At 74.3% G+C, this 18,742-nt stretch carries 19 protein-coding genes; 10 read left to right on the top strand and 9 right to left on the bottom strand.

Translation table 11 applies throughout. From position 1 onward, the window contains the following. Positions 1–12: 12 nt before the first annotated feature. Positions 13–1,458 (bottom strand): sensor histidine kinase, encoded by a 1,446-nt coding sequence (locus ACFPCY_RS31200; RefSeq protein WP_378261093.1) that lies wholly within the window; start codon positions 1,456–1,458, stop codon positions 13–15. A gap of 229 nt (positions 1,459–1,687) precedes the next feature. Between ACFPCY_RS31200 and ACFPCY_RS31195 the strand changes: the two genes are divergently transcribed. Further along, entirely contained in the window at positions 1,688–2,182 is a 495-nt protein-coding gene (locus tag ACFPCY_RS31195) for a VOC family protein (RefSeq protein ID WP_378261091.1), read from the top strand. A gap of 165 nt (positions 2,183–2,347) precedes the next feature. On the opposite strand, the gene ACFPCY_RS31190 is transcribed toward ACFPCY_RS31195, so the two are convergent. The 4 genes from ACFPCY_RS31190 to ACFPCY_RS31175 form a co-directional block, all read right to left on the bottom strand. Further along, positions 2,348–3,142, bottom strand: a complete 795-nt coding sequence (locus ACFPCY_RS31190) for an IclR family transcriptional regulator (protein ID WP_378261089.1) — start codon at positions 3,140–3,142, stop codon at positions 2,348–2,350. A 29-nt stretch (positions 3,143–3,171) separates the two neighbouring features. Further along, a complete protein-coding gene (locus ACFPCY_RS31185) occupies positions 3,172–4,713 on the bottom strand; it encodes an FAD-dependent monooxygenase (protein WP_378261087.1) in 1,542 nt (513 codons plus the stop codon). A gap of 68 nt (positions 4,714–4,781) precedes the next feature. After that, the gene (locus tag ACFPCY_RS31180) at positions 4,782–5,702 is read right to left on the bottom strand and encodes a VOC family protein (RefSeq protein ID WP_378261085.1); all 921 of its coding nucleotides are present in this window, start codon (positions 5,700–5,702) and stop codon (positions 4,782–4,784) included. 39 nt (positions 5,703–5,741) lie between these two features. Then, entirely contained in the window at positions 5,742–6,587 is an 846-nt protein-coding gene (locus ACFPCY_RS31175) for a fumarylacetoacetate hydrolase family protein (RefSeq protein WP_378261083.1), read from the bottom strand. Between the two features lie 114 nt (positions 6,588–6,701). Here ACFPCY_RS31175 and ACFPCY_RS31170 point away from each other — a divergent pair, with 114 nt between their 5' ends. Next, positions 6,702–7,415 carry a FadR/GntR family transcriptional regulator gene (locus ACFPCY_RS31170; protein ID WP_378261081.1) on the top strand — a complete coding sequence of 238 codons (714 nt, stop codon included), beginning with the start codon at positions 6,702–6,704 and terminating at the stop codon, positions 7,413–7,415. A 106-nt stretch (positions 7,416–7,521) separates the two neighbouring features. Here the strand turns inward: ACFPCY_RS31170 and ACFPCY_RS31165 are convergent, their stop codons facing one another. The 3 genes from ACFPCY_RS31165 to ACFPCY_RS31155 are packed head-to-tail and all read right to left on the bottom strand — an operon-like array spanning position 7,522 to position 9,974. Then, positions 7,522–8,238 carry a class II aldolase/adducin family protein gene (locus tag ACFPCY_RS31165; RefSeq protein ID WP_378261079.1) on the bottom strand — a complete coding sequence of 239 codons (717 nt, stop codon included), beginning with the start codon at positions 8,236–8,238 and terminating at the stop codon, positions 7,522–7,524. Then, positions 8,235–9,188 carry a TAXI family TRAP transporter solute-binding subunit gene (locus tag ACFPCY_RS31160; RefSeq protein WP_378261077.1) on the bottom strand — a complete coding sequence of 318 codons (954 nt, stop codon included), beginning with the start codon at positions 9,186–9,188 and terminating at the stop codon, positions 8,235–8,237. The genes ACFPCY_RS31165 and ACFPCY_RS31160 overlap by 4 nt, the downstream gene beginning before the upstream one ends. Before the next feature lie 42 nt (positions 9,189–9,230). Continuing rightward, entirely contained in the window at positions 9,231–9,974 is a 744-nt protein-coding gene (locus ACFPCY_RS31155) for a FadR/GntR family transcriptional regulator (protein ID WP_378261074.1), read from the bottom strand. Between the two features lie 128 nt (positions 9,975–10,102). Between ACFPCY_RS31155 and ACFPCY_RS31150 the strand changes: the two genes are divergently transcribed. The 3 genes from ACFPCY_RS31150 to ACFPCY_RS31140 are packed head-to-tail and all read left to right on the top strand — an operon-like array spanning position 10,103 to position 12,998. Beyond that, a complete protein-coding gene (locus ACFPCY_RS31150; protein ID WP_378261072.1) occupies positions 10,103–11,092 on the top strand; it encodes a hypothetical protein in 990 nt (329 codons plus the stop codon). 46 nt (positions 11,093–11,138) lie between these two features. Next, positions 11,139–12,239 carry an alcohol dehydrogenase catalytic domain-containing protein gene (locus tag ACFPCY_RS31145; RefSeq protein WP_378261070.1) on the top strand — a complete coding sequence of 367 codons (1,101 nt, stop codon included), beginning with the start codon at positions 11,139–11,141 and terminating at the stop codon, positions 12,237–12,239. Positions 12,240–12,284: 45 nt separating this feature from the next. After that, positions 12,285–12,998: a dienelactone hydrolase family protein gene (locus tag ACFPCY_RS31140; protein ID WP_378261068.1), complete on the top strand. Its 714-nt coding sequence runs from the start codon at positions 12,285–12,287 to the stop codon at positions 12,996–12,998. Positions 12,999–13,026: 28 nt separating this feature from the next. Here ACFPCY_RS31140 and ACFPCY_RS31135 read toward each other — a convergent pair whose 3' ends face one another. Beyond that, complete coding sequence (locus ACFPCY_RS31135) at positions 13,027–13,653, bottom strand: GntR family transcriptional regulator (protein WP_378261066.1); 627 nt, start codon at positions 13,651–13,653, stop codon at positions 13,027–13,029. Positions 13,654–13,819: 166 nt separating this feature from the next. Between ACFPCY_RS31135 and ACFPCY_RS31130 the strand changes: the two genes are divergently transcribed. From ACFPCY_RS31130 to ACFPCY_RS31110, 5 genes are all read left to right on the top strand, one after another. Then, positions 13,820–14,539: a PIG-L deacetylase family protein gene (locus tag ACFPCY_RS31130; protein ID WP_378261064.1), complete on the top strand. Its 720-nt coding sequence runs from the start codon at positions 13,820–13,822 to the stop codon at positions 14,537–14,539. Next, positions 14,536–15,237: a 4-carboxy-4-hydroxy-2-oxoadipate aldolase/oxaloacetate decarboxylase gene (locus tag ACFPCY_RS31125; RefSeq protein WP_378261062.1), complete on the top strand. Its 702-nt coding sequence runs from the start codon at positions 14,536–14,538 to the stop codon at positions 15,235–15,237. The genes ACFPCY_RS31130 and ACFPCY_RS31125 overlap by 4 nt, the downstream gene beginning before the upstream one ends. Continuing rightward, positions 15,234–16,232: a PrpF domain-containing protein gene (locus ACFPCY_RS31120; protein ID WP_378261060.1), complete on the top strand. Its 999-nt coding sequence runs from the start codon at positions 15,234–15,236 to the stop codon at positions 16,230–16,232. The genes ACFPCY_RS31125 and ACFPCY_RS31120 overlap by 4 nt, the downstream gene beginning before the upstream one ends. Before the next feature lie 3 nt (positions 16,233–16,235). Further along, on the top strand, positions 16,236–17,198 hold the full coding sequence (locus ACFPCY_RS31115) for a VOC family protein (protein ID WP_378261058.1): 963 nt from the start codon (positions 16,236–16,238) through the stop codon (positions 17,196–17,198). Positions 17,199–17,442: 244 nt separating this feature from the next. Further along, positions 17,443–18,720, top strand: a complete 1,278-nt coding sequence (locus tag ACFPCY_RS31110; protein ID WP_378261056.1) for an MFS transporter — start codon at positions 17,443–17,445, stop codon at positions 18,718–18,720. Positions 18,721–18,742: the final 22 nt, after the last annotated feature.

Genomic DNA, 18,742 nt, shown 5'->3' with positions numbered 1-18,742 from the left:
GCGGGCCGGAGATCACGTCCGGGGCGCTTCCCCCGGCGCTCCGGACGCCGGCCCCGAAGCGCCGGGCTCCTCGGCGGACGCGAGGGGGAGGCGCATCACCAGGCGGGCGCCGCGCGGCGAGTCGGCGACGACCAGGTCACCGCCGTAGATGCGGGCGATCTCGCGGGCGATGGGCAGGCCGAGGCCGGTCCCGGCGGGGTCGCGGCGCCGGGACTCGGCGAGCCGCGCGAACCGCTCGAAGACGCGCTCGCGCGCCTCGGGCGGGATGCCCGACCCGTCGTCGCGGACCTCCAGGACGGCCTCGCCGCCGTCCGCCGCGACGAGCACCTCGACGCGGCTCTCGGCGTGCCGCTCGGCGTTGATGAGCAGGTTGCCGAGGACGCGGCTCAGCCGGATGCCGCTGGCCCGCACGACCACGCCCTCCTCCAGCCGCGTCGCGACCGGCACCCGCCAGGGCCGGGTCGCGACCTCGCGGCGGGCCAGGGCGGCGAGGTCCACCGGCTCGACGGTGGCGGGGGAGCGGGCGTCCAGGCGGGAGAGCTCCAGCAGGTCCACGACGATGTCGTTGAGGCGCAGGCCGTCGCTCAGCGCGTCCCGGACCATCGGCTTCCAGTCGGCGTCGCCCGGCTCGTCGAGCAGGAACTCCAGCCGGGTGTTCAGGCCCGCGATCGGGTTGCGCAGGTCGTGGGACGCCTCGGAGACGAACCGCCGCTCCCGGTTGGTGGCCTGCTCCAGCCGTTCCAGCGTCGCGTTGACGGTGGCGGCGAGCCGCTGCAGCTCGCCGCCGGTGTGCGGCTCGGGCACCCGCCGGTCCAGGCCGCGCGCGGTGGTGATCTCGGCGAGCTGCCGCCGGATCAGCTCGACGGGCCGGAACGCGCGGCCGATCGTCCGCCACGTCCACCACGCCGTCAGCGCGAGCAGCGCCAGCATCGCGGCCCCGACCTCGAGGTACAGCCACGGCGTGGTCAGCGGCCGGGTCACCGGCTCGGCGACGTAGACGACGGCGGTGGCGGGGTACATCCGGCCGCCGATCCGCAGCCCGACGAGCTGGACGCACGACGGCAGGAACCTCGGGCAGGCCGTCTTGCCGATGAGCAGGTCCGTCCGCCGAGCCTCGACGGGGTTCAGCTGCGGGTCGCCGGAGAGGTCCGGCGAGGCGGCGACGACCCGCCCGTCCGGCGCGACGATCTGGATCAGGGACGCCTCGCCGGGACGCGGGTCCACCGGCGTGGCGATCCGCCGCGCGGTGATGTCGTAGACGACGCGTTGCAGCGTCGTGTAGGCCTGCTGCCGGGCCGACGAGCGTCCCGCGAAGACGAGTAGCTGCGCGGCCAGGACGGTGCAGAGCAGGAGCAGCGCCCCCGACATCACGACCGTGATGACGGTGGCGCGCCCGCGCACCGACAGGAACGCGCGCACGGCCCACCGGTGAAGCCTGCCGCCGCCCTCCTCGTCCACGCTGCCAGGTCTAGTGCGTCGGGACGCGCCGCTTCGAGCGGCCCGCAGCCCCATTGCGGAACCATGGAGCCCGGTTGACCGGATGCGACCGGCGCCCTCGCACGGCTGTCCCGAAGGGCAGGTGCGACGTCCCGTCCAAGAGGAACTCACTCTGGCTGGCGTGCCGGTTCGTGCGTTAGGCTCGCCTTTATTCAGGACACGCGTCCTGGAATTTGAGACAGGAGGGTCCATGGCCATCACGGGACTGGGACACACCGGGCTCTGGGTGTACGACCTGCCGCTGATGCGGGACTTCTACGAGCGGGTGCTCGGCCTCACGGTCACCGACGAGGACGCCGGCCTCGGCATCGTCTTCCTCAGCGCCCGGCCGCGGGAGGAGCACCACGAGTTCGTCCTGCAGAAGGGCCGGACGGCGGCCCTCGGCGACAAGCAGCAGCACCAGATCTCCTGGCGGGTCGAGTCGCTGGCGGACCTGCGCCGCTTCCACCGGGTGTTCGCCGAGGAGGGCGTCCGCGTGCAGCAGGAGGTCACGCACGGGAACGCGTTCGGCATCTACTTCTTCGACCCCGAGGGCAACCGGAACGAGGTGTACCTGCGGATCGCGCGGGACGTCCGCCAGCCGTTCCGCAAGACGATCGACTTCGGGCTGCCCGAGGACGAGATCCTCGCCGAGGCCGAGCGGCTGCTCGCCGACGGCGGCCCGGCCTACCAGCCCGTCCAGTAGCGCGGCGCGATCCGGGGCTCCGGAGGCGCCCCCCACCGGAACACCGGAGCCCCGCGACCCGGAGCCCGCGGCCCGGAGCCCCGCGGTCCGGAGCCCCGCGGTCCGGAGCCCCGCGGTCCGGAGCCCCGCGGTCCGGAGCCCCGCGGTCCGGAGCCCGGCAGGGGGTCAGGCGTCGAGCAGGCCCAGCCGCTCGCTGATGGTCGCGGCGGCGTGGGTGACCTCCCGGACGATCTCCGGAAGGTCCTCGTCGGGGACGCGGTGGGACAGCGCCGCGATGCTGACCGCCGCCACGACGCGGTGCTCGGTGTCCCGGATCGGCGCGGCGACGCCGAGGACGTCCGGGTCGAGCTCGCCGCGCGTGACGGCCGTCCCGTCCCGCCGGATCCGCGCGAGCCGGCCGTCCAGCGCGTCCGCGTCGGTGACCGTCGCGTCGGTGAAGCGCGGCAGGCCGCTCTGCCCGACGGCCCGCTCGATCTCGTCCGGCGGCGCCCAGGCCAGCAGGACGAGCGCGGCGGCCCCGGCGTTCACCGGCAGGACGTGCCCGCGCTCGTAGGAGAGCCGGACGGGCTGGTCGGCCTCCTCGCGCTCCAGGCACACGACCGTCGCCCCGGCCCGCCGGGTCAGCAGCACGGTGTGCCCGAGCGCGTCCGACAGCTCGCGCATGACCGGGCGCGAGACCTCCGACAGCCCGATCCCCCGGCGCGCGATCCGGGCCAGCTCGAACACCCGCGGCCCCAGCCGGAACCCCGACGGCCGCTGCTCCTCCACGAATCCGGAGCCGACCAGGCTCTGCAGGTACCGGTAGGCGGTCGAGCGCGCCACCCCGAGGTGGTCGGCGACCTCCTGCGCGCCGATGACGGTCCGGTCGTCGGCGAACATCATCAGAATGTCGAGGGCCCGGTCGGCGGTGGAGTTCCGGCCGCGGTATCCGTTGGTCCGCTCGGCGCTCTGGCTGGTCATGACGACCACGGTACCGAAGCGTGGACGGGTCAGGCGCGGCCCACGGCGCGGCGCAGGACCGCGCGGGGATCGGCGGGGGAGCCGCCGGTCGCGGACCAGGCGACGTGCTGGTCGGGGCGCACGAGCGCGAGCGCGGCCGGCGGATGGTGGAACGGGTGCAGCGGGACGTTCTCGGCGGCGGCGGCCTTCATGAACTCCTCGGCCTCGGGCTGCTCCAGGTCGCCGACCAGGGTGAAGCCGCGGCCGAGGTGGTCGAAGAGCGAGTCGCCGGGAGCGAGCCAGCGGTGTTCGAGGCGTCCGCCCGCCGGGCCGGTGACCAGCGGGGTGCCGCGGTAGGTGTAGCCGAGGACGAGATCGAGGCTGTGGAACTCGGCGTCCTTGGTCTCCTGGACGGCCCGCGCGACGGCCGGGCGGGCCGCGGCGAACTCGGCGCCGGTGCCGGCGAGGCGCGGGTCGGCGAGCTCGGGCGCCAGGGTCGCCATGTTGCGGGCGGCCTCCTCGATCGTCCGCGCCGCGATCGGCCTGCGCTCGGCCTCGTAGCTGTCCAGCAGCGCGGGCGGGGCCCAGCCGGACAGGACGGCGGCGAGCTTCCAGCCGAGGTTCACCGCGTCGCCGACGCCGGTGTTGAAACCGTGCCCGCCCCACGGCGGGTTCAGGTGCGCGGCGTCCCCGGCGAGGAAGACGCGGCGCGTGCCGTACCGGTCGGCCAGCAGCATCTTCGCCTTCCACGGGTCGGTCGCGACGATCTGTGCGTCGATCTCGGCGTCGATGTCCGCGCCGACGAGGGCGCGCACCAGGCCCAGCGGGTCGGCCTCGCCCTCCTCCTGGCCGACGCCCTGGGCGATGCACCACCACAGGTCGTCCAGGTCGAGGCGGCCGACGAGTCCGGGCCGTCCGGGATGGAGCACCCAGTAGTGGACGGCCGGACCGTGCGGGACGCGGTCGGCGAGGCCGGGGGCGCGGAAGACGATGTTGAAGTTGGGCCGCTCGTCGGCGGCGCCCTCGTAGACGGCGCCGATGGCCCGGCGGACCGTGCTGCCCGCGCCGTCCGCGCCCACGAGGTAGTCGGAGCGCATCTCCTCGGCGGCTCCGCCCGGACCGGAGAGCAGCGCGGTGACGCCGTCGTCGTCCTCGGTGAGGGACGCGACGGTCCAGCCGGTGCGCAGCTCGGCGTGCGCGGACGCGGCGACCGCCTCGCGCAGCACCTGCTCGACCGCGGGCTGGCCGATCTGCTGCCCCGCCTCGGCCGCCAGGTCGTCGCCGGCGAGGTCGAGGCCGAAGCAGCCGCGGAACCGGGTGATCTCGCGGCCGAGCAGTCCGGTGGTGAACACGGCCTCGTCCGACCAGGACACCGGCAGCGCCGCGGCGTCGCGGACCGCGTCCGCGACGCCCCAGCGTCGGAACAGCTCCATCGTGCGCGCCGAGGTCGTCTTCGCGCGCGGGCGCAGCCACGACACCTCCTCGCGCGGCTCCACGACGAGCGAGGCGACGCCGTGATGGGCCAGTTCCAGCGCGGTCGCGAGCCCGACCGGCCCGCCACCGGCGATCAGGACGGGAACGCGCGCGGTCATGCCGTCTCCTCTTCCATGCCGTCTCCTCTTCCATGCCGTCTCCTCTTCCACGGGCGTCGCGCCGATGCTCACCGGCTGTGCGCGCCGGTCATGAGGGCGGCCAGGTCGTCGGGCCGCAGGAACGAGGGCGGGGGCGGCGGCCCCCAGTTGAACAGGCCCTTGGCGCCTTCGAGCGTCTCGGGCGTCCAGAGAGTGTCGTCCAGGACGGCGTCCATGTCGGAGTAGTACTCGGAGAAGTTGCCCGCCGGGTCCTTGAGGTACCAGAAGAAGTTCGACCCGGCGTGGTGGCGGCCGAGGCCCCACACGTGCCGCTCGGGGTGGCCCTCCAGCATCGCCGACGCGCCGCGCCCGACGTCGTCCACGTCGTCCACCTGCCAGGACGTGTGGTGCAGGAACGCGACCGGCGCGGCGAGGACCAGGACGTTGTGGTGGTCGGTCGAGCAGCGCAGGAAGACGCCCGCGTCGCCGATCATGTCGCTGGTCCGGAAGCCGAGGCCGTCGCGGAAGAACGCCGAGGTCGCCGCGTAGTCGGTCGTCCCGACGACCGCGTGGCCGAGCTTGCGCGGACGGACCGGCCCGGTGCGCAGCACGCCCGGCGCGCGCGTCCCGGCGCGCTCGATCCGGCCGGGCCCGTTGTACGGCGTCGCCGGGACCTCCGGCTGCTCCACGCGCGGCTCGACCCGCAGGACGGCCCGCACGCCGGTCGCCGCCTCGCGGGCGGTCAGCGTGCCGGCGCCCCGCTCGGCGGCGACGCCGAGACCCGCCAGGCGGCGGGCCGCGCGGTCCAGGTCGTCGGGGTCGTCCACGCCGACGACCAGCTCGACCAGCCGCCGCGTGGGCGCCTGGACGAGGCGGAGCTGGTCGCCGCCGTCGCGGGTGGCGAACCAGCCGTCCGCGCGGGGGGAGAGGCCGAACTCGGCGTAGTAGGCGGCGGTCGCGGCGACGTCCGGGACGCCGACGGTGACGGAACTGAGGCGGTGCAGGCCCATGGGCTTCCTCCGATCGGGCCGGGCGGGCAGAGCGGGCGGTCAGGCCCGGACGAACGACTGGCGCAGCTCGCCGATGCCCTCGATCCGGCTGACGAGCTCGTCGCCGGGCGCGAGCCACCGCTGCGGGTCGCGGCCGAGGCCGACGCCCGCCGGGGTGCCGGTGAACAGCAGGTCGCCCGGCAGCAGCGTCAGCACCGCCGACAACCGGGAGACCAGGACGGGGATCGAGAAGATGAGGTCGCGGGTGCGGCCCTTCTGGACCTCCTCGCCGTTGATCGCGGCGCGCAGCTCCAGGTCGTCGCGGTCGGGGAGCTCGTCGGGCGTCACGACCCACGGCCCGGTCGGCGCGAACCCCGGGAAGGACTTGCCGAGGCTGAACTGCGGGGCCGGGCCGGCGAGCTGGGAGATCCGCTCGCTGAGGTCCTGCCCGACGGTCAGGCCCGCGACGTGGTCCCAGGCGTCGGCCTCGGCGACGTGCGAGGCGGTGCGTCCGATGACCGCGACGAGCTCGACCTCCCAGTCGGTGTGGCCGCCGTCCGGGAGCGTCACCTCGGTCACCGGCCCGGACAGGGACGAGAGGAACTTGGTGAAGACCGGCGGCAGGCCCTCGGGCACCGCGAACCCGGACTCGGCGGCGTGGGCGCGGTAGTTGAGGCCGACCGCGACGATCTGGCGCGGCGCGGGCACGGGCGGACCGAGCCGCGCCGCGTCGAACTCCCGGCCCTCGGGCAGGTCGGCGTCGCGCGCCCAGGCGGTGAAGGCGTCCCAGTCGTCGTAGAGCGCCTGCGGGTCCGGGCCGTAGCGCCCGCCGCTGGCGTCCGCCACGTCCACGGCCCGGCCCCGGACGATCAGGGCCGCGCGTCCGTCAAGGTTGGCTACGCGCATCCTCGCTCCTATTCACCATGATGATTACGGCGATAATGCTGGCCCGGCGGTGAGGGCGTCAAGGGGTCGCACTGATAACGTGCATGACGAATTGCTCGACGCAGGGGAGGGCCGTTGAGGCTCGGACACGGGGGCGGCCCGAGCGCCGGCGGCCGCGCGGAACAGGCCGCCGAGCGCATCGCCGGGCTGGCCCGGAACCGCGAGCCGGGGGCGCGGCTCGGCACCAAGAACGAGCTGCGCGCGCTCTGCGGCGTCTCCGTCAGCACGTTCAACGAGGCCCTGCGCCTGCTCCAGGCGCGCGGCCTGGTCACGGTCCGTCCGGGGCCGGGCGGCGGCCTGTTCGCGGCCGAGCAGTCGCCGATCGTCCGGCTGGGCAACTCGGTGCTCGCGCTGGACGCCGACGAGACGACCGTCGCCGAGGCCATCCGCATCCGCGACGCCCTCGACCCGCTGCTCGTCGAGGACGCGCTCTGGCACGCCTCGCCCGCCGACATCGCCGAGATGCGCGCCATCGTGGACGAGATGGGCCGCTCGGCCGACGCCGGCGACGCGACCGCCTTCGTCCACGCGAACTGGCGGCTGCACCACCGCATCGCCGAGACGAGCAGGCACGTGCTGCTGCGGTCGCTGTACACGAGCCTGCTGGACCTCATCGAGTCGCACACCCTGTCCGTCCTGCCGGACGGGGCCCGGCCGCTCCCGCCCTACCTGCGCGAACGGCACCGCCTGCACGCCGACCTCGTGGACGCCATCGCCGCCCACGACCGCGCGGCGGCGGTGCGGCTGATCCACGAGCACAGCCCGGTCAAGCAGGAGGCGGCGCCCTGACGCGCCGGCGCGACGGGTACCGCGCCCGCCCCTGGCGCGCTCGGCGGCCGGGGATCCGCGGGCGTCTCCGCTCACGAGACCGGCGGCTGGAGATCCGTGTCTTCGCTCATGAGATCGGCGGTAGCGGATCTCCGGGCGTCTCCACTCCTTGCTCTGCCCTGCGCACCAGGTAGTCCCAGCCCGCCTTCAGTTGGCGCTCCGACCAGCACTGCGCGCGCTTGGCCCGCGCCTCGCCGGGGTCGGAGCAGTCGCGGATCGGACCGGCGGCCATCGCGGTGAGCTGGACGCGGCAGGCGCGTTCGAGCAGGACCGCGTGCATGACGGCGGCGTGGACGCTCTCGCCCGCGGCGACCAGGCCGTGCCGGGGCATCAGCGCCGCTGGCGCGTCGCCGAGGGTCTCCGCGAGCGCCCGGCCGAGGGACGCCGTGGAGACGAGTGCGCCGGTCGCGGTGAAGCGCGGCACGTCCTCGCCGCCGAACAGCGCGCCGTCGTGCGAGATGGGCAGCAGCGGCGTGGCGAGCGACGCGAACGCGACGGCCGACTGCGCGTGCGAGTGGACCGTGCAGGTCACCGCCGGGTTCCGGCGCATGACCTCCAGGTGGATGTGGACTTCGAGGTGCGGGGTGCCCTCGCCGTCCAGCACCTCGCCGTCGAACGACACGAGCTGGACGTACCGGTCGCGGGCCTCCTCCAGCCCCCGGCCCGGCGCCTTGATCCAGACGCCGCGCCCGCCGGGGTCGCGGACGGCGACGTGCCCCCACACCATGTCGCCGTGACCGGCCATGGCGAGGACGCGTCCGGCCCGGAGCACGGTCTCCCTCATGCCGCCTCCAGTGATCCGTAGTAGCGGGCGGCTCCCGGGTGCAGCGGGACGGGGCTCCTTCCCATCGCCACCGGATCGAGCGGGTAGGTCAGCGGGCTCCGCTCGGGCGGGAGGTGCCGGTACTGGGCCTCGATCGTCGCGCGGGTCTCGCCGAGGATCCAGGCGATCAGGTAGGCCAGGTCCTCCGGCAGGTCGGAGCGGGTGAGCACGAGGAAGTCGGAGAAGTCGAGGGTCTCGAACTCGGGGCAGTCCGGGAAGTGCCCCTCCGGCACGATCGCTGGCGGCCACCCGAAGTCGTCCGCCAGACCGTCCAGGACGTGGCGCTCGACCGGCAGGAACGCGAGCCGGGAGCCGAACCGCTGCCACGCCGGCAGCATGACCGCCTCGTGGACGATGGCGTCGGCCTCGCCGCTGACGACGCGCTCGAACGTCTGCCACGGACGCTCGTCGGTGAAAATCTCGCCGCCCCACCCGGTCACGTCGATCCCCGAACGGCGGAGGAGCTCGTCGGCGCCCCAGCCGATCAGGTTGGTGCCGTCGTGCGGGCCGGTGGCGAGGCGCAGCCGGGGCGCGGCGGCCCGCAGCTCGGCGAACGTGGTGACGCCGAGGGATCTGTCCACGCCCACCACCAGCCGGTCGCGCTGCGGAAGGCCGCCCAGGGCGCGCAGGTCGGGAACGGCTTCGCCGGCGTAGACGCCCCTGCCGTCCAGCGCGGCGGCGGCGAAGGCGGCCGGGGTGGTCAGCGCGATGTGGACCTGGCCGCGGCCGACCGCGCGCGCGGCGTCGGCGCCGCCGCGTCCGCTGAAGATGCCGACGCGGGTGTGCGGCCCGCAGCGGTCGGTGAGTTCCTGGGCGAGCCAGCCGCAGACGCGGTGCAGGTTCGCGGTGCCCCAGTCCCCCTGGAGGTGCAGGGAGACCGAGCGGCTGAGGGACGGTGCGGATGGAGGCATGCCCGGACTCCATCACAACAATCAATAATAATCAATACGTCTCTAGCCGGCGTTGTGCTCGCGCAGCAGGCTCGTCACGGCGTCGCGGTCGCGCGCGTCCAGGGCGTCCACGAGGGCCACGTGCAGCTCGTGGCGGCGCTGGAGGAAGCCCTTCTCCGGCTCTCCCTCGGGGAGGATCGTCCGGGTGCGCGTCTCGATCACCTCCTGGCTGCGCAGGTAGCAGTCCCGGAGCAGCGGGCCCGGGCTGATGGCGGCCAGCCGCGCGTGGAAGCGCCAGGCGGCGTGCACGTAGGCGGGCCCGTCCAGCCGGTCGGCGGCCTCGCCCATCTCGACCGCCAGGGCGCGCAGCTCGGCGAAGTCGGCGGGGGAGCCGTGCCAGAGCGCGTCCTCGACGATGAGCGGCTCGATCGCCTCGCGCACGCGGAAGGCGTCCTCCAGGGCGGCGCGCGCGGCCGCCTCGTCCTCGGCGTCGGGGGCCGTCCCGCCGTGCGCGGACTCCGGACGCGGGGCCGTGTCGGGAGCGAACAGCCCGCCGCCCGGCCCCGGCCGGACGGTCACCAGGCCGCGTTCCTGGAGCAGTCGCAGCGTCACGTTGAACGTGCCGACCGACACCCCGCACCGCGCACGGACCTGCTCCTTCGTGCCGAGCCGCGCGCCGGGCTCCAGGCGGGCCAGCAGCTCGGAGACGAGCGCCGCCGCCTCCTCCGCGCGACCGGACGGGCGCCGCTCGCCGCGCCCGTCCCGCTCCTCCCGCAAGGTCGCCCTCGGCGCCACGGTGTCCTCCATCGCGATCGTTCGTCCGCGCCGCCTTGACGGCCCGGTCCGGCGCCGTCCATCATACCCGGAAGCATATTCATTATAATTAATTCGTGGACGCGGCCACCGCCGCGCCCCCGAGGGAGGAGCCCGCCTCCGTGGGACTCGTACACGAGATCATCGACGGCTTCGACGCCGCGGAGCCCGTCCGCCGGGTCGCGCGGCGCGAGGAACTGCTGCTGGGCGCGCCCCTGCCCTCGCCCATGCGACCGCCGCGCGCCTACCGGCCCATCGAGGCCGTCCACTTCCCGGCGCACTTCGTCCCGCAGGGGTTCGAACCGCCCCGCGGCATCTTCGAGAGCGACCACCTGCGGGTCGAGCGGCAGACGATGGCCGGGTTCCGGCAGCCGTTCTACCATCGCAACTGCGACGTGGACGAGCTGTCCTACCAGGTCCACGGCACCCGCACGCTCATGACGGAGCGGGGCAGCCTCGACCTCGTCGCGGGCGACTTCTCCCGCATCCCGGTCACGGTCGCGCACGACAACCACGCGCACGACGACATCCACATCCTGTTCTACGTCCCGGCGCACGTGGAGGAGCTGCGGCCTCCCGTCCGCGCGTCCGAGCTCGTGCTTCCGCCGTTCGCCGGCTGGACGCCCGAGGTGCGCAACCTCATGACGACCGAATGCCTCGGCGGCCCCGAGCACGACGTCGTGATGACGCCCGTCGACGAGCGGTTGCTGCTGGAGCAGGCGAACGCCGAACCGGAACGCATCAACGTGCTCCGGGCGTCCGGCGACGACGGCCAGACCGAGTGGCTGTACCGATCCGCGCAGGTCAGGATCGGGCACACGACGATCGAGCGGTCGGACGGACGCGAGTACCGCACCCACCGCGACGCCGACGACATCCAGTACCAGATCAGCGGGCGGCGCGTGCTGGTCACGCAGCTCGGCGTCCTGGAGCTGGAGCCGGGCGACTTCGTCCGCGTTCCCGTCGGCGTCGCCTTCACGAGCATCGTGACCGAGCCGAGCGCGCACCTCACCGTGCTCTCCGCGCTGGCCGTGCCGCAGGTCGCCGAGACCACCAAGACCGGGACCGTGCTCGGCGTCCCGGAGCTGGACGCGCTGCGCTCCGCCGGTTGACCGTCCCCGCCTCTGACTTCCCCCGCTTGAAAGGTAGGACATGGCCATGGCCGAGATGAGAGCAGCGCGCGCGTACCGGGGATCGGACGTCCTCCATCTGGAGAAGGTGCCCGTCCCGGAGGTGGGCGAGCACGACGTGCTGGTCCGCGTCGCCGCCGCCGGGCTCGCGCCGAGCACCATGAAGCTGCTGGCCGCCGGGATGTTCCGGCACCTGCCGACCGTCCCGGGCCATGAGGCGGCGGGGACGGTCGAGCGGGTCGGTTCCGCCGTCGACCCGTCCCTGGTGGGCAGGCGCGTCCGCGTCCATCCGATGCTGTCGTGCCTGGACTGCGACTACTGCACGAGCGACCGCCAGCAGATGTGCGCGGAGGCCGCGATGATCGGGCAGGGCGCCTTCGGCACCGGGAAGCTGGAGCTGTACGCCCGCTACCACGACGGCGGGCTCGCCGACTTCGTCCGCGCCCCGCACTGGCTGATCGACGAGATTCCCGACAACGTCAGCTTCGACCTCGCCGCGAAGGTGCACGACCTGGGCAACGCCATGCGCGCGCTCAAGTGCGCGGGCGCCCTCACCGGCGCCACCGTGGTGATCACGGCGGCCACCGGCACCATGGGCACCGCGTCCATCGTGCTCGCCGAGCACTTCGGCATCGACCGCCTGATCCTGGTCGGACGCTCCGCCGAACGGCTGGAGGCCGCCCGTGGGCTCGTCCCGCACCTGCGCGCGGACACGATCGCGCTGGAAGACCTCGGCTCCGACTGGGAGACCGCGGGCGGGCTCACCGCGCGCATCCGCGAGCTGGTCCCCGGCGGGCCCGAGGCCGTGCTCGACTACCTGCCCGCGGGGCCCGGCGGCGAGCAGGCGCTCCGGTCGATGGCCAACGGGGGCGTCTTCGTGCACATGGGCGGCAATTCCGCCCCGCTCGCCGTCCCGATGCGGGAGACGATGCTCGGCTGCTGGCGCTACGTCGGCACCCGCGGCTGCACCCGCGACGACACCGACGCCGTGCTGCGCCTGCTCGCGTCCGGGGAGGTCCGGGGCGAGCAGCTGATCACCCACCGGTTCGCGCTCGACGACGTCAACGACGCCCTCACCGCCCTCGCCGGACGCCGCGAACCGATGTGGATGGGCGTCATCCGCCCCTGACCGCGACCGCCCGCCGGAGACCACAACGAACGGAAGCACCGCCACATGACCGAATGGACCACCGCCGAGACCGCCGCCGGGCCGATGCGCGTGTACGTCGCGCGCCCGGACGCCCCCGCGGCCCGCGCCGTCGTCGTCCTGCAAGAGGCGTTCGGCGTCAACGACCACATCCAGGACATCGCGCGCCGGTTCGCGGAGCGCGGCCTCCTCGCCGTCGCCCCGGACCTGTTCCACCGCAACGGCGCCGGGACGCTCCGCTACGACCAGCACGCCGAGGCGATGCCGCTGATCGGCGCGATCGGCGCGGACGACATCGTCACCGACGTGCGCGCCGCGCTGGAGTACCTGGCGGGGGAGGGCGTCGCGCGCGACCGGACCGCCGTCGTCGGGTTCTGCTTCGGCGGACGCGCCGCGTTCACCGCCGCGACCGCGATCCCGGGCCTCGCCGCGACCGTCGTGTTCTACGGCCCCGGCATCGCCGCCGGCCCGCACGCCGTGCTCGACCGCGCGAAGGAGATCGACGCGCCGCTGCTCCTGCACGTCGGCGCGGACGACCCGACCATCCCGGCCGAGCAGGTCGCGGCGATCCAGGACGCGCTCACCGCGGCGGGCGCCGACTTCGTCCAGCACGTCTACCCGGACGCGGGCCACGCCTTCGCCTGCGACGCCCGTCCGCACATGTACCGCGAGGAGGCCGCCTCCACCGCGTGGACGCGCACCCACGCCTTCCTCGACCGGCACCTGCCCCTGGACCGGTAACACGCCCCGCCGCCCCGGCGACCGCGCCTCAGCGGTCGCCGGCGGCGAGGGCCTCGATCACGTGCCGGAGGTGGTCGCGCATCGCCGCCTCGGCCGCCTCCGGATCCCCGGCGAGGACGGCGGCGACCACGCGCTCGTGCTCGGCCAGCGACCGCTGCGGACGGTCCGGACGCAGCGCCAGCCGGAACTGGTGCCGCACGAGCTGCCCGCGCAGCCGCTCGATGGTCGCGACGGCCGTCCGCTGCCCGGAGATCTCCAGGATCCGGCCGTGCAGCAGGTGGTTGAGGTCGGAGTAGCCGAGCGGGTCCCCGGCCTCGACGGCGGCGCGCATCCGGGACAGCAGGCCGGTCAGATCGTCGCGGTCGGCGGCCGTCGCGCGCGCGGCGGCCTTGGCCGCGCACAGACCCTCCAGCGCCATCCGGCACTCGGTGATCTCGACCGCCTCGGCGACCTCGACCACCCGGACCCGCGCGCCCTTGTTCGGCACCCGCTCGACCAGGCCCTCGGCGGCCAGGTCGGCCAGGGCCTGCCGGACCCCCGCCCGGCCGGCGGCGAACCGCTCCATCAGATCCGCCTCGACCAGCCGCTGGCCCGGCACGAACTCGCCGCGCCGGATGCCCTCGCGGATCCCGTCCAGCACCGCCACCTCGGCCATCCACCGCTCCCTTCCCGGCCGGTCCGGCCGGTCCCGCTCCCGGCCGAGATTCTCCCGCACCCCGCGCGCACGCTCGACCGTCCTGTTGTTCACAATATTGTTGACAATTTTAGATACAGAATTCTAGGGTTCCCGGCACATCCCTTCCCCTGCGTCAGGAGCAGCCATGCCCGAGGGACCCGTACTGATCGTCAGCGCGCACGCGGCGGACTTCGTGTGGAGGGCGGGCGGCTACGCCGCGCTCGCCGCCCGGCGCGGCGCCGGCGCGCACGTGGTCTGCCTGTCCTACGGCGAGCGCGGCGAGTCGGCCGCGCTGTGGAAGTCCGGCGCGACGCCGGAGCAGGTCAAGGCCGCCCGGCGGGCCGAGGCCGAAGCCGCCGCGAAGGTGCTCGGCGCGGAGATCACCTTCCTCGACGCCGGCGACTACCCCCTGCCGCGCGCGAGCGAGGAGCTGATGGACGCCCTGGTCCAGCGGATCAGGACCGTCCGGCCCGGCGCGATCCTCGTGCACAGCGCCGCCGACCCGTACAACGCCGACCATCCGCGCGCCGCCGAGCTGGCCCTGGAGGCGCGCATCCTCGCCCAGGCCGAGGGCTACCCGAGCGAGCATCCGGTCATCGGCGCGCCACCGGTCTTCCGGTTCGAACCGCACCAGCCCGAGATGTGCGGCTTCCGGCCGGACGTCCTGGTCGACATCACGGCCGTGTTCGACGTGAAGCGGCGGGCCATGGAGTGCATGAACGCCCAGGAGCACCTCTGGGACTACTACACCGACCTGGCCCGCCGCCGGGGGGTGCAGGCCGTCCGCAACGGCGGCGACCGGGCCGTCCGGTACGCCGAGGCGTACCAGCGCGTCTACCCGCAGGTCGCGGGGGTGCTGGCATGACGCCGACCGTGGTGACCGGAACGCCGCGCGCCGCCGCCGAGGACGTCCGCGCGCTGGGCTGGCACGGGGTCGCGACCGTCCACGAGGCCATGGGCCGCGAAGGGCTGCTCGACCCGTCGTTCCGGCCGATCTATCCGGGCACGCCGCTCGCGGGGACGGCGGTCACCGTGCTGTGCCCTCCCGGCGACAACCTGATGATCCACGTGGCGGTCGAGCAGTGCCGGGACGGCGACGTCCTGGTGGTGGCCACGACATCGCCGTGCACGGACGGCCTGTTCGGCGAGCTGCTGGCCACCTCGCTGCGCGCTCGCGGCGTGCGCGGCCTGGTCATCGGCGCGGGCGTGCGCGACGTGGGCGCGCTGACCGCGATGGACTTCCCCGTCTGGTCCACCGCCGTGAGCGCGCAGGGCGCGGTCAAGGCCAGGGCGGGCAGCGTGAACGTGCCGATCGTGATCGGCGGTCGGCTGGTGCGTCCGGGGGACGTGGTGGTCGCCGACGAGGACGGCGTGGTCACCGTCCCCCGGACGCGCGCCACCGAGGTCGCCGCCGCGGCACGGGCGCGTGCCGAACGCGAGGAACGCACCCGCGCCGCCCTGGCGGACGGCCGGCTCGGACTCGACCGCTACGAGCTGCGTCCGCTGCTCGAACGTCTCGGCGTCCGGTACGTGCCCTACACGGTGGACGAGGACGACCGGTGATCCGGACGGCCGTGCTGCGCGGCGGCACGTCCAAGGGCGTCTACCTCGACGCCGCCGACCTGCCCGCCGACCCCGCCGTGCGGGACGGCCTGCTGCTGCGGCTGCTCGGCTCGCCGGACGAGCGGCAGATCGACGGCATCGGCGGCGGCCACCCGCTGACCAGCAAGGTCGCCGTGGTTTCCCCGGCCGCCGACCCGTCCGGCGCGGACGTGGACTACCTGTTCCTCCAGGTGCACGTGGACCGGCCGCTGGTGTCGGCGGAGCAGCCGTGCGGCAACATCCTCGCCGGTATCGGGCCGTACGCGCGGCTGCGCGGCCTCGTCCCGCCGGACGCCGGGACCGTGCGCATCCGCATGGTCAACACCGGCGGCCTGGTCGTCGCGACGCTCGGCCCGGGCGCGCCGGGCGACGAGATCGAGGTCGCCCTGGAGTTCCAGGAGACGGCCGGATCGGTCTGCGGCAGCCTGCTGCCGACCGGGAACGTTCGCGACGAGATCGACGGCATCCCCGTGACCTGCATCGACAACGGGATGCCGGTCGTGCTGGCCGCCGCCGCCGACTTCGGGCTCACCGGCCACGAGGCACTCGCCGAGCTGGAAGCGGACGGCGCGCTGGCCGCCCGCCGGGAACGGCTGCGGCTGCGTGCGGGGGAGCTGATGGGGCTCGGCGACGTGTCGTCCGCGACCGTCCCGAAGGTCACCCTGATCGCGCCGCCGCGCGGGGACGGCACCCTGACCACCCGCACCTTCATCCCGCACCGCTGCCATCCGGCCATCGGCGTGCTCGGCGCGGTCAGCGTCGCGACCGCCGTCGGGCTGCCCGGTTCGGTGGCCGCTGCTCACGCGACGGGCGACGACCTCGTCCGGCTGGAGCACCCGACCGGCCACTTCGACACGCGCCGCACCTCCTCGGGCGGCGCGGCCGTCCTGCGCACCGCCCGCCTGCTGTCCGACGGGACCGCCTGGCCCCGTTCCCCCCACCCCCACCGGAGCTGACCCATGCCGCAGATCCCGTCCGCCGAGTTCACCGAGCGCTGCCGCGACATCGCCCACGTCGGCTCGGTCGAGCTGTTCACCCCCGACGCCGACGCCACGACCGCCTTCTTCACCGACCTGATGGGCATGGAGGAGGTGGGCCGCGCGGGCCGGTCGGTCTACGTGCACGCGTGGGACGACTACGAGCGGTTCACCGTCAAGATCACCGAACGGGACCGGTCCGGCGTCGGCCGCACCTACCTGCGCGCGGCGAGCCCCGACGCGCTCCGCCGCCGCGTCGCCGAGCTGCCCGGCGGCCACTGGACCAGCGGCGAGCTCGGGCTGGGCGACGTCTACCTGTGCCGGGACCCCGACGGCCACGAGTTCGGCCTGTACTGGGACACCGAGTGGTACCGGCCCACCGGGGCGCGGCGTCCGGCGCTGAAGAACCAGGCCGCCCGCTTCCCCGGCCGCGGCGCCAACGTCCGCCGCCTCGACCACGTCAACTACCTGGCCGCCGACATGCCCGGCGCCCGGACGTTCCTGACCGAGCGGATCCGCGCCAGGCCGACCGAGCAGATCACGCTCGACGGCGGCGAGGTCTCCGGCTTCTGGACGACCGTCTCGGACAAGACCTACGACCTCGTCTACACCGGCGACTGGTCGGGCACCCCCGGACGCCTGCACCACGTCGCGTTCGCCACCGACACGCGCGAGGACATCCTGCGCGCCGCCGACGTCTTCCTCGACGCGGGGATCCACATCGAGACCGGCCCGCACAAGCACGCCATCCAGCAGACGTTCTTCCTCTACGTCTACGAGCCGGGCGGCAACCGCATCGAGCTGTGCAACGCGGGGGCCCGCGTGATGCTGGCCCCGGACTGGCAGGTCGTCACCTGGACCGAGGCCGAGCGTGCCAAGGGGCAGGCGTGGGGCCTGAAGACCATCGAGTCGTTCCACCGCCACGGCACCCCGCCCGTGGACTGACCCGCCTGCGAACCGGGCCGAATAATTCAGCGTGTTCATTACGAACGTCGTGCTCCAGAGGTCTTGACGCCGGGACGACCAGTGAGCATTATCACTCTAATCATTATGACGAATTGAGGTCGTGCCGAGCTTCCGTCCCGTCCGACACGGCTCCCCGCCCCGCTCCGCCCACCCCAGCAGGCCCCGCCCCCGCCCCTTCGTGCCGGTCCGGCGCGGGAGCGGGGCCTTCGCGTAAGGAGAAACCGTGACCGCGACCCTCGCGCCTCCAGCGACACGAACGCGAGCGGGCATGCTCGCCCTGGCGTGCCTCGTCCTCTTCATCGACGGCTACGACCTGTTCGCGCTAGGCACCATCGGCCCGAGCCTGCTGCACGACCGGTCCTGGGGCGCGGCGCCGTCCACGCTCGGCACGCTCGGCAGCGTCACCGCCCTCGGCATGCCGATCGGCTCCGTCCTGGCGGGCTGGACCGCCGACCGGTGGGGCCGCCGCGTCCCGCTGGCCGTGTCGGTCGCCTGGATCTCGGCGTCCATGCTGGTCGCCGCGCTCGCCGGGAACCTCACCCAGCTGGGCGCCTCCCGGTTCCTCACCGGCGTCGGGATCGGTGCGCTCGCGCCGCTGGTCTCCGCGCTGGTCTCGGACGGCGCCCCGCCCAAGCGCCGGACCCTGCACCTCGCGGTCGCGCTCGGCTCCATCGGCGTCGGCGGCGCCGCCTCCGCCCTGCTCGGCCGCTCCCTGCTGCCGGAGCACCCCTTCCAGACGCTGTTCTGGATCGGCGTCCTGCCGGTCGTGCTCGTCCCGTTCATCTGGCTGACGGTGCCGGCGGGCCGTCCCGGCGTGCGCCGTCCTGAGGCGAACCGTCCCGAAGCGGGCCGTCCCGAGGCGGAGCGTCTCGAAGCGGGCCGTCCCGAGGCGGAGCGTCCCGCCCGGCGGCCCGTCGCGGAGCTGTTCACCCCGGCCGCCCGGCGCGTGACGATCCTGCTGTGGCTGGCGACGTTCATGAGCATGGCGCTCGTCTACAGCACCACCGCGTGGCTGCCGACGGTGATGATGAGGAACGGCTACAACATCGGCTCGTCGCTGGAATTCATGATCGCCTTCTCGGTCGGCGCGAGCGCGGGCGGCCTCGCCGTCTCCCTGCTCGCCGACCGCGGCCACCTCAAGCTCGTCACCCTCGGCACCTTCGCGCTGGCCGCGCTGGCGCTGCTCACGCTCAGCTCCAACCAGCCGCGCCCGCTGCTGCTGGTGGTGTCCGCCCTGGCCGGGCTCGGCTCGCTGGGCTGCCAGAACATGATCATCGCGTGCATGTCGGCCTTCCACCCGCCGCACCTGCGCGGCACGGGCCTCGGCGTCGGCCTGGGCGTCGGACGGTTGGGCGCGATCGTCGGCCCGTCCTACCTGTCGGCGGCGACCGCCCTGGTCAGCTCGCCCCGCACCGGCTTCGTCGCCTTCATGATCCCCGCCGTCCTCGGCGCCGCCATCGTCGCCCTCCTGCCCCGCGTCCTGTCCGACCCGGGGGAGTAGGCGGCCGCGCGACCGTTCCGAA

Source organism: Actinomadura gamaensis (genome assembly GCF_042652125.1).
Taxonomy (GTDB): domain Bacteria; phylum Actinomycetota; class Actinomycetes; order Streptosporangiales; family Streptosporangiaceae; genus Spirillospora; species Spirillospora gamaensis.
This window is presented reverse-complemented; position numbering and strand designations above follow the sequence as displayed.

Bases quoted from the DNA above. Each gene is read 5' to 3' on its own strand.
- ACFPCY_RS31195 (WP_378261091.1), top strand. From the start codon at position 1,688: ATGGCCATCACGGGACTGGGACACACCGGGCTCTGGGTGTACGACCTG.
- ACFPCY_RS31190 (WP_378261089.1), bottom strand. From the start codon at position 3,142: ATGACCAGCCAGAGCGCCGAGCGGACCAACGGATACCGCGGCCGGAAC.
- ACFPCY_RS31185 (WP_378261087.1), bottom strand. From the start codon at position 4,713: ATGACCGCGCGCGTTCCCGTCCTGATCGCCGGTGGCGGGCCGGTCGGG.
- ACFPCY_RS31180 (WP_378261085.1), bottom strand. From the start codon at position 5,702: ATGGGCCTGCACCGCCTCAGTTCCGTCACCGTCGGCGTCCCGGACGTC.
- ACFPCY_RS31175 (WP_378261083.1), bottom strand. From the start codon at position 6,587: ATGCGCGTAGCCAACCTTGACGGACGCGCGGCCCTGATCGTCCGGGGC.
- ACFPCY_RS31165 (WP_378261079.1), bottom strand. From the start codon at position 8,238: ATGAGGGAGACCGTGCTCCGGGCCGGACGCGTCCTCGCCATGGCCGGT.
- ACFPCY_RS31160 (WP_378261077.1), bottom strand. From the start codon at position 9,188: ATGCCTCCATCCGCACCGTCCCTCAGCCGCTCGGTCTCCCTGCACCTC.
- ACFPCY_RS31155 (WP_378261074.1), bottom strand. From the start codon at position 9,974: ATGGAGGACACCGTGGCGCCGAGGGCGACCTTGCGGGAGGAGCGGGAC.
- ACFPCY_RS31145 (WP_378261070.1), top strand. From the start codon at position 11,139: ATGGCCGAGATGAGAGCAGCGCGCGCGTACCGGGGATCGGACGTCCTC.
- ACFPCY_RS31140 (WP_378261068.1), top strand. From the start codon at position 12,285: ATGACCGAATGGACCACCGCCGAGACCGCCGCCGGGCCGATGCGCGTG.
- ACFPCY_RS31135 (WP_378261066.1), bottom strand. From the start codon at position 13,653: ATGGCCGAGGTGGCGGTGCTGGACGGGATCCGCGAGGGCATCCGGCGC.
- ACFPCY_RS31130 (WP_378261064.1), top strand. From the start codon at position 13,820: ATGCCCGAGGGACCCGTACTGATCGTCAGCGCGCACGCGGCGGACTTC.
- ACFPCY_RS31125 (WP_378261062.1), top strand. From the start codon at position 14,536: ATGACGCCGACCGTGGTGACCGGAACGCCGCGCGCCGCCGCCGAGGAC.
- ACFPCY_RS31115 (WP_378261058.1), top strand. From the start codon at position 16,236: ATGCCGCAGATCCCGTCCGCCGAGTTCACCGAGCGCTGCCGCGACATC.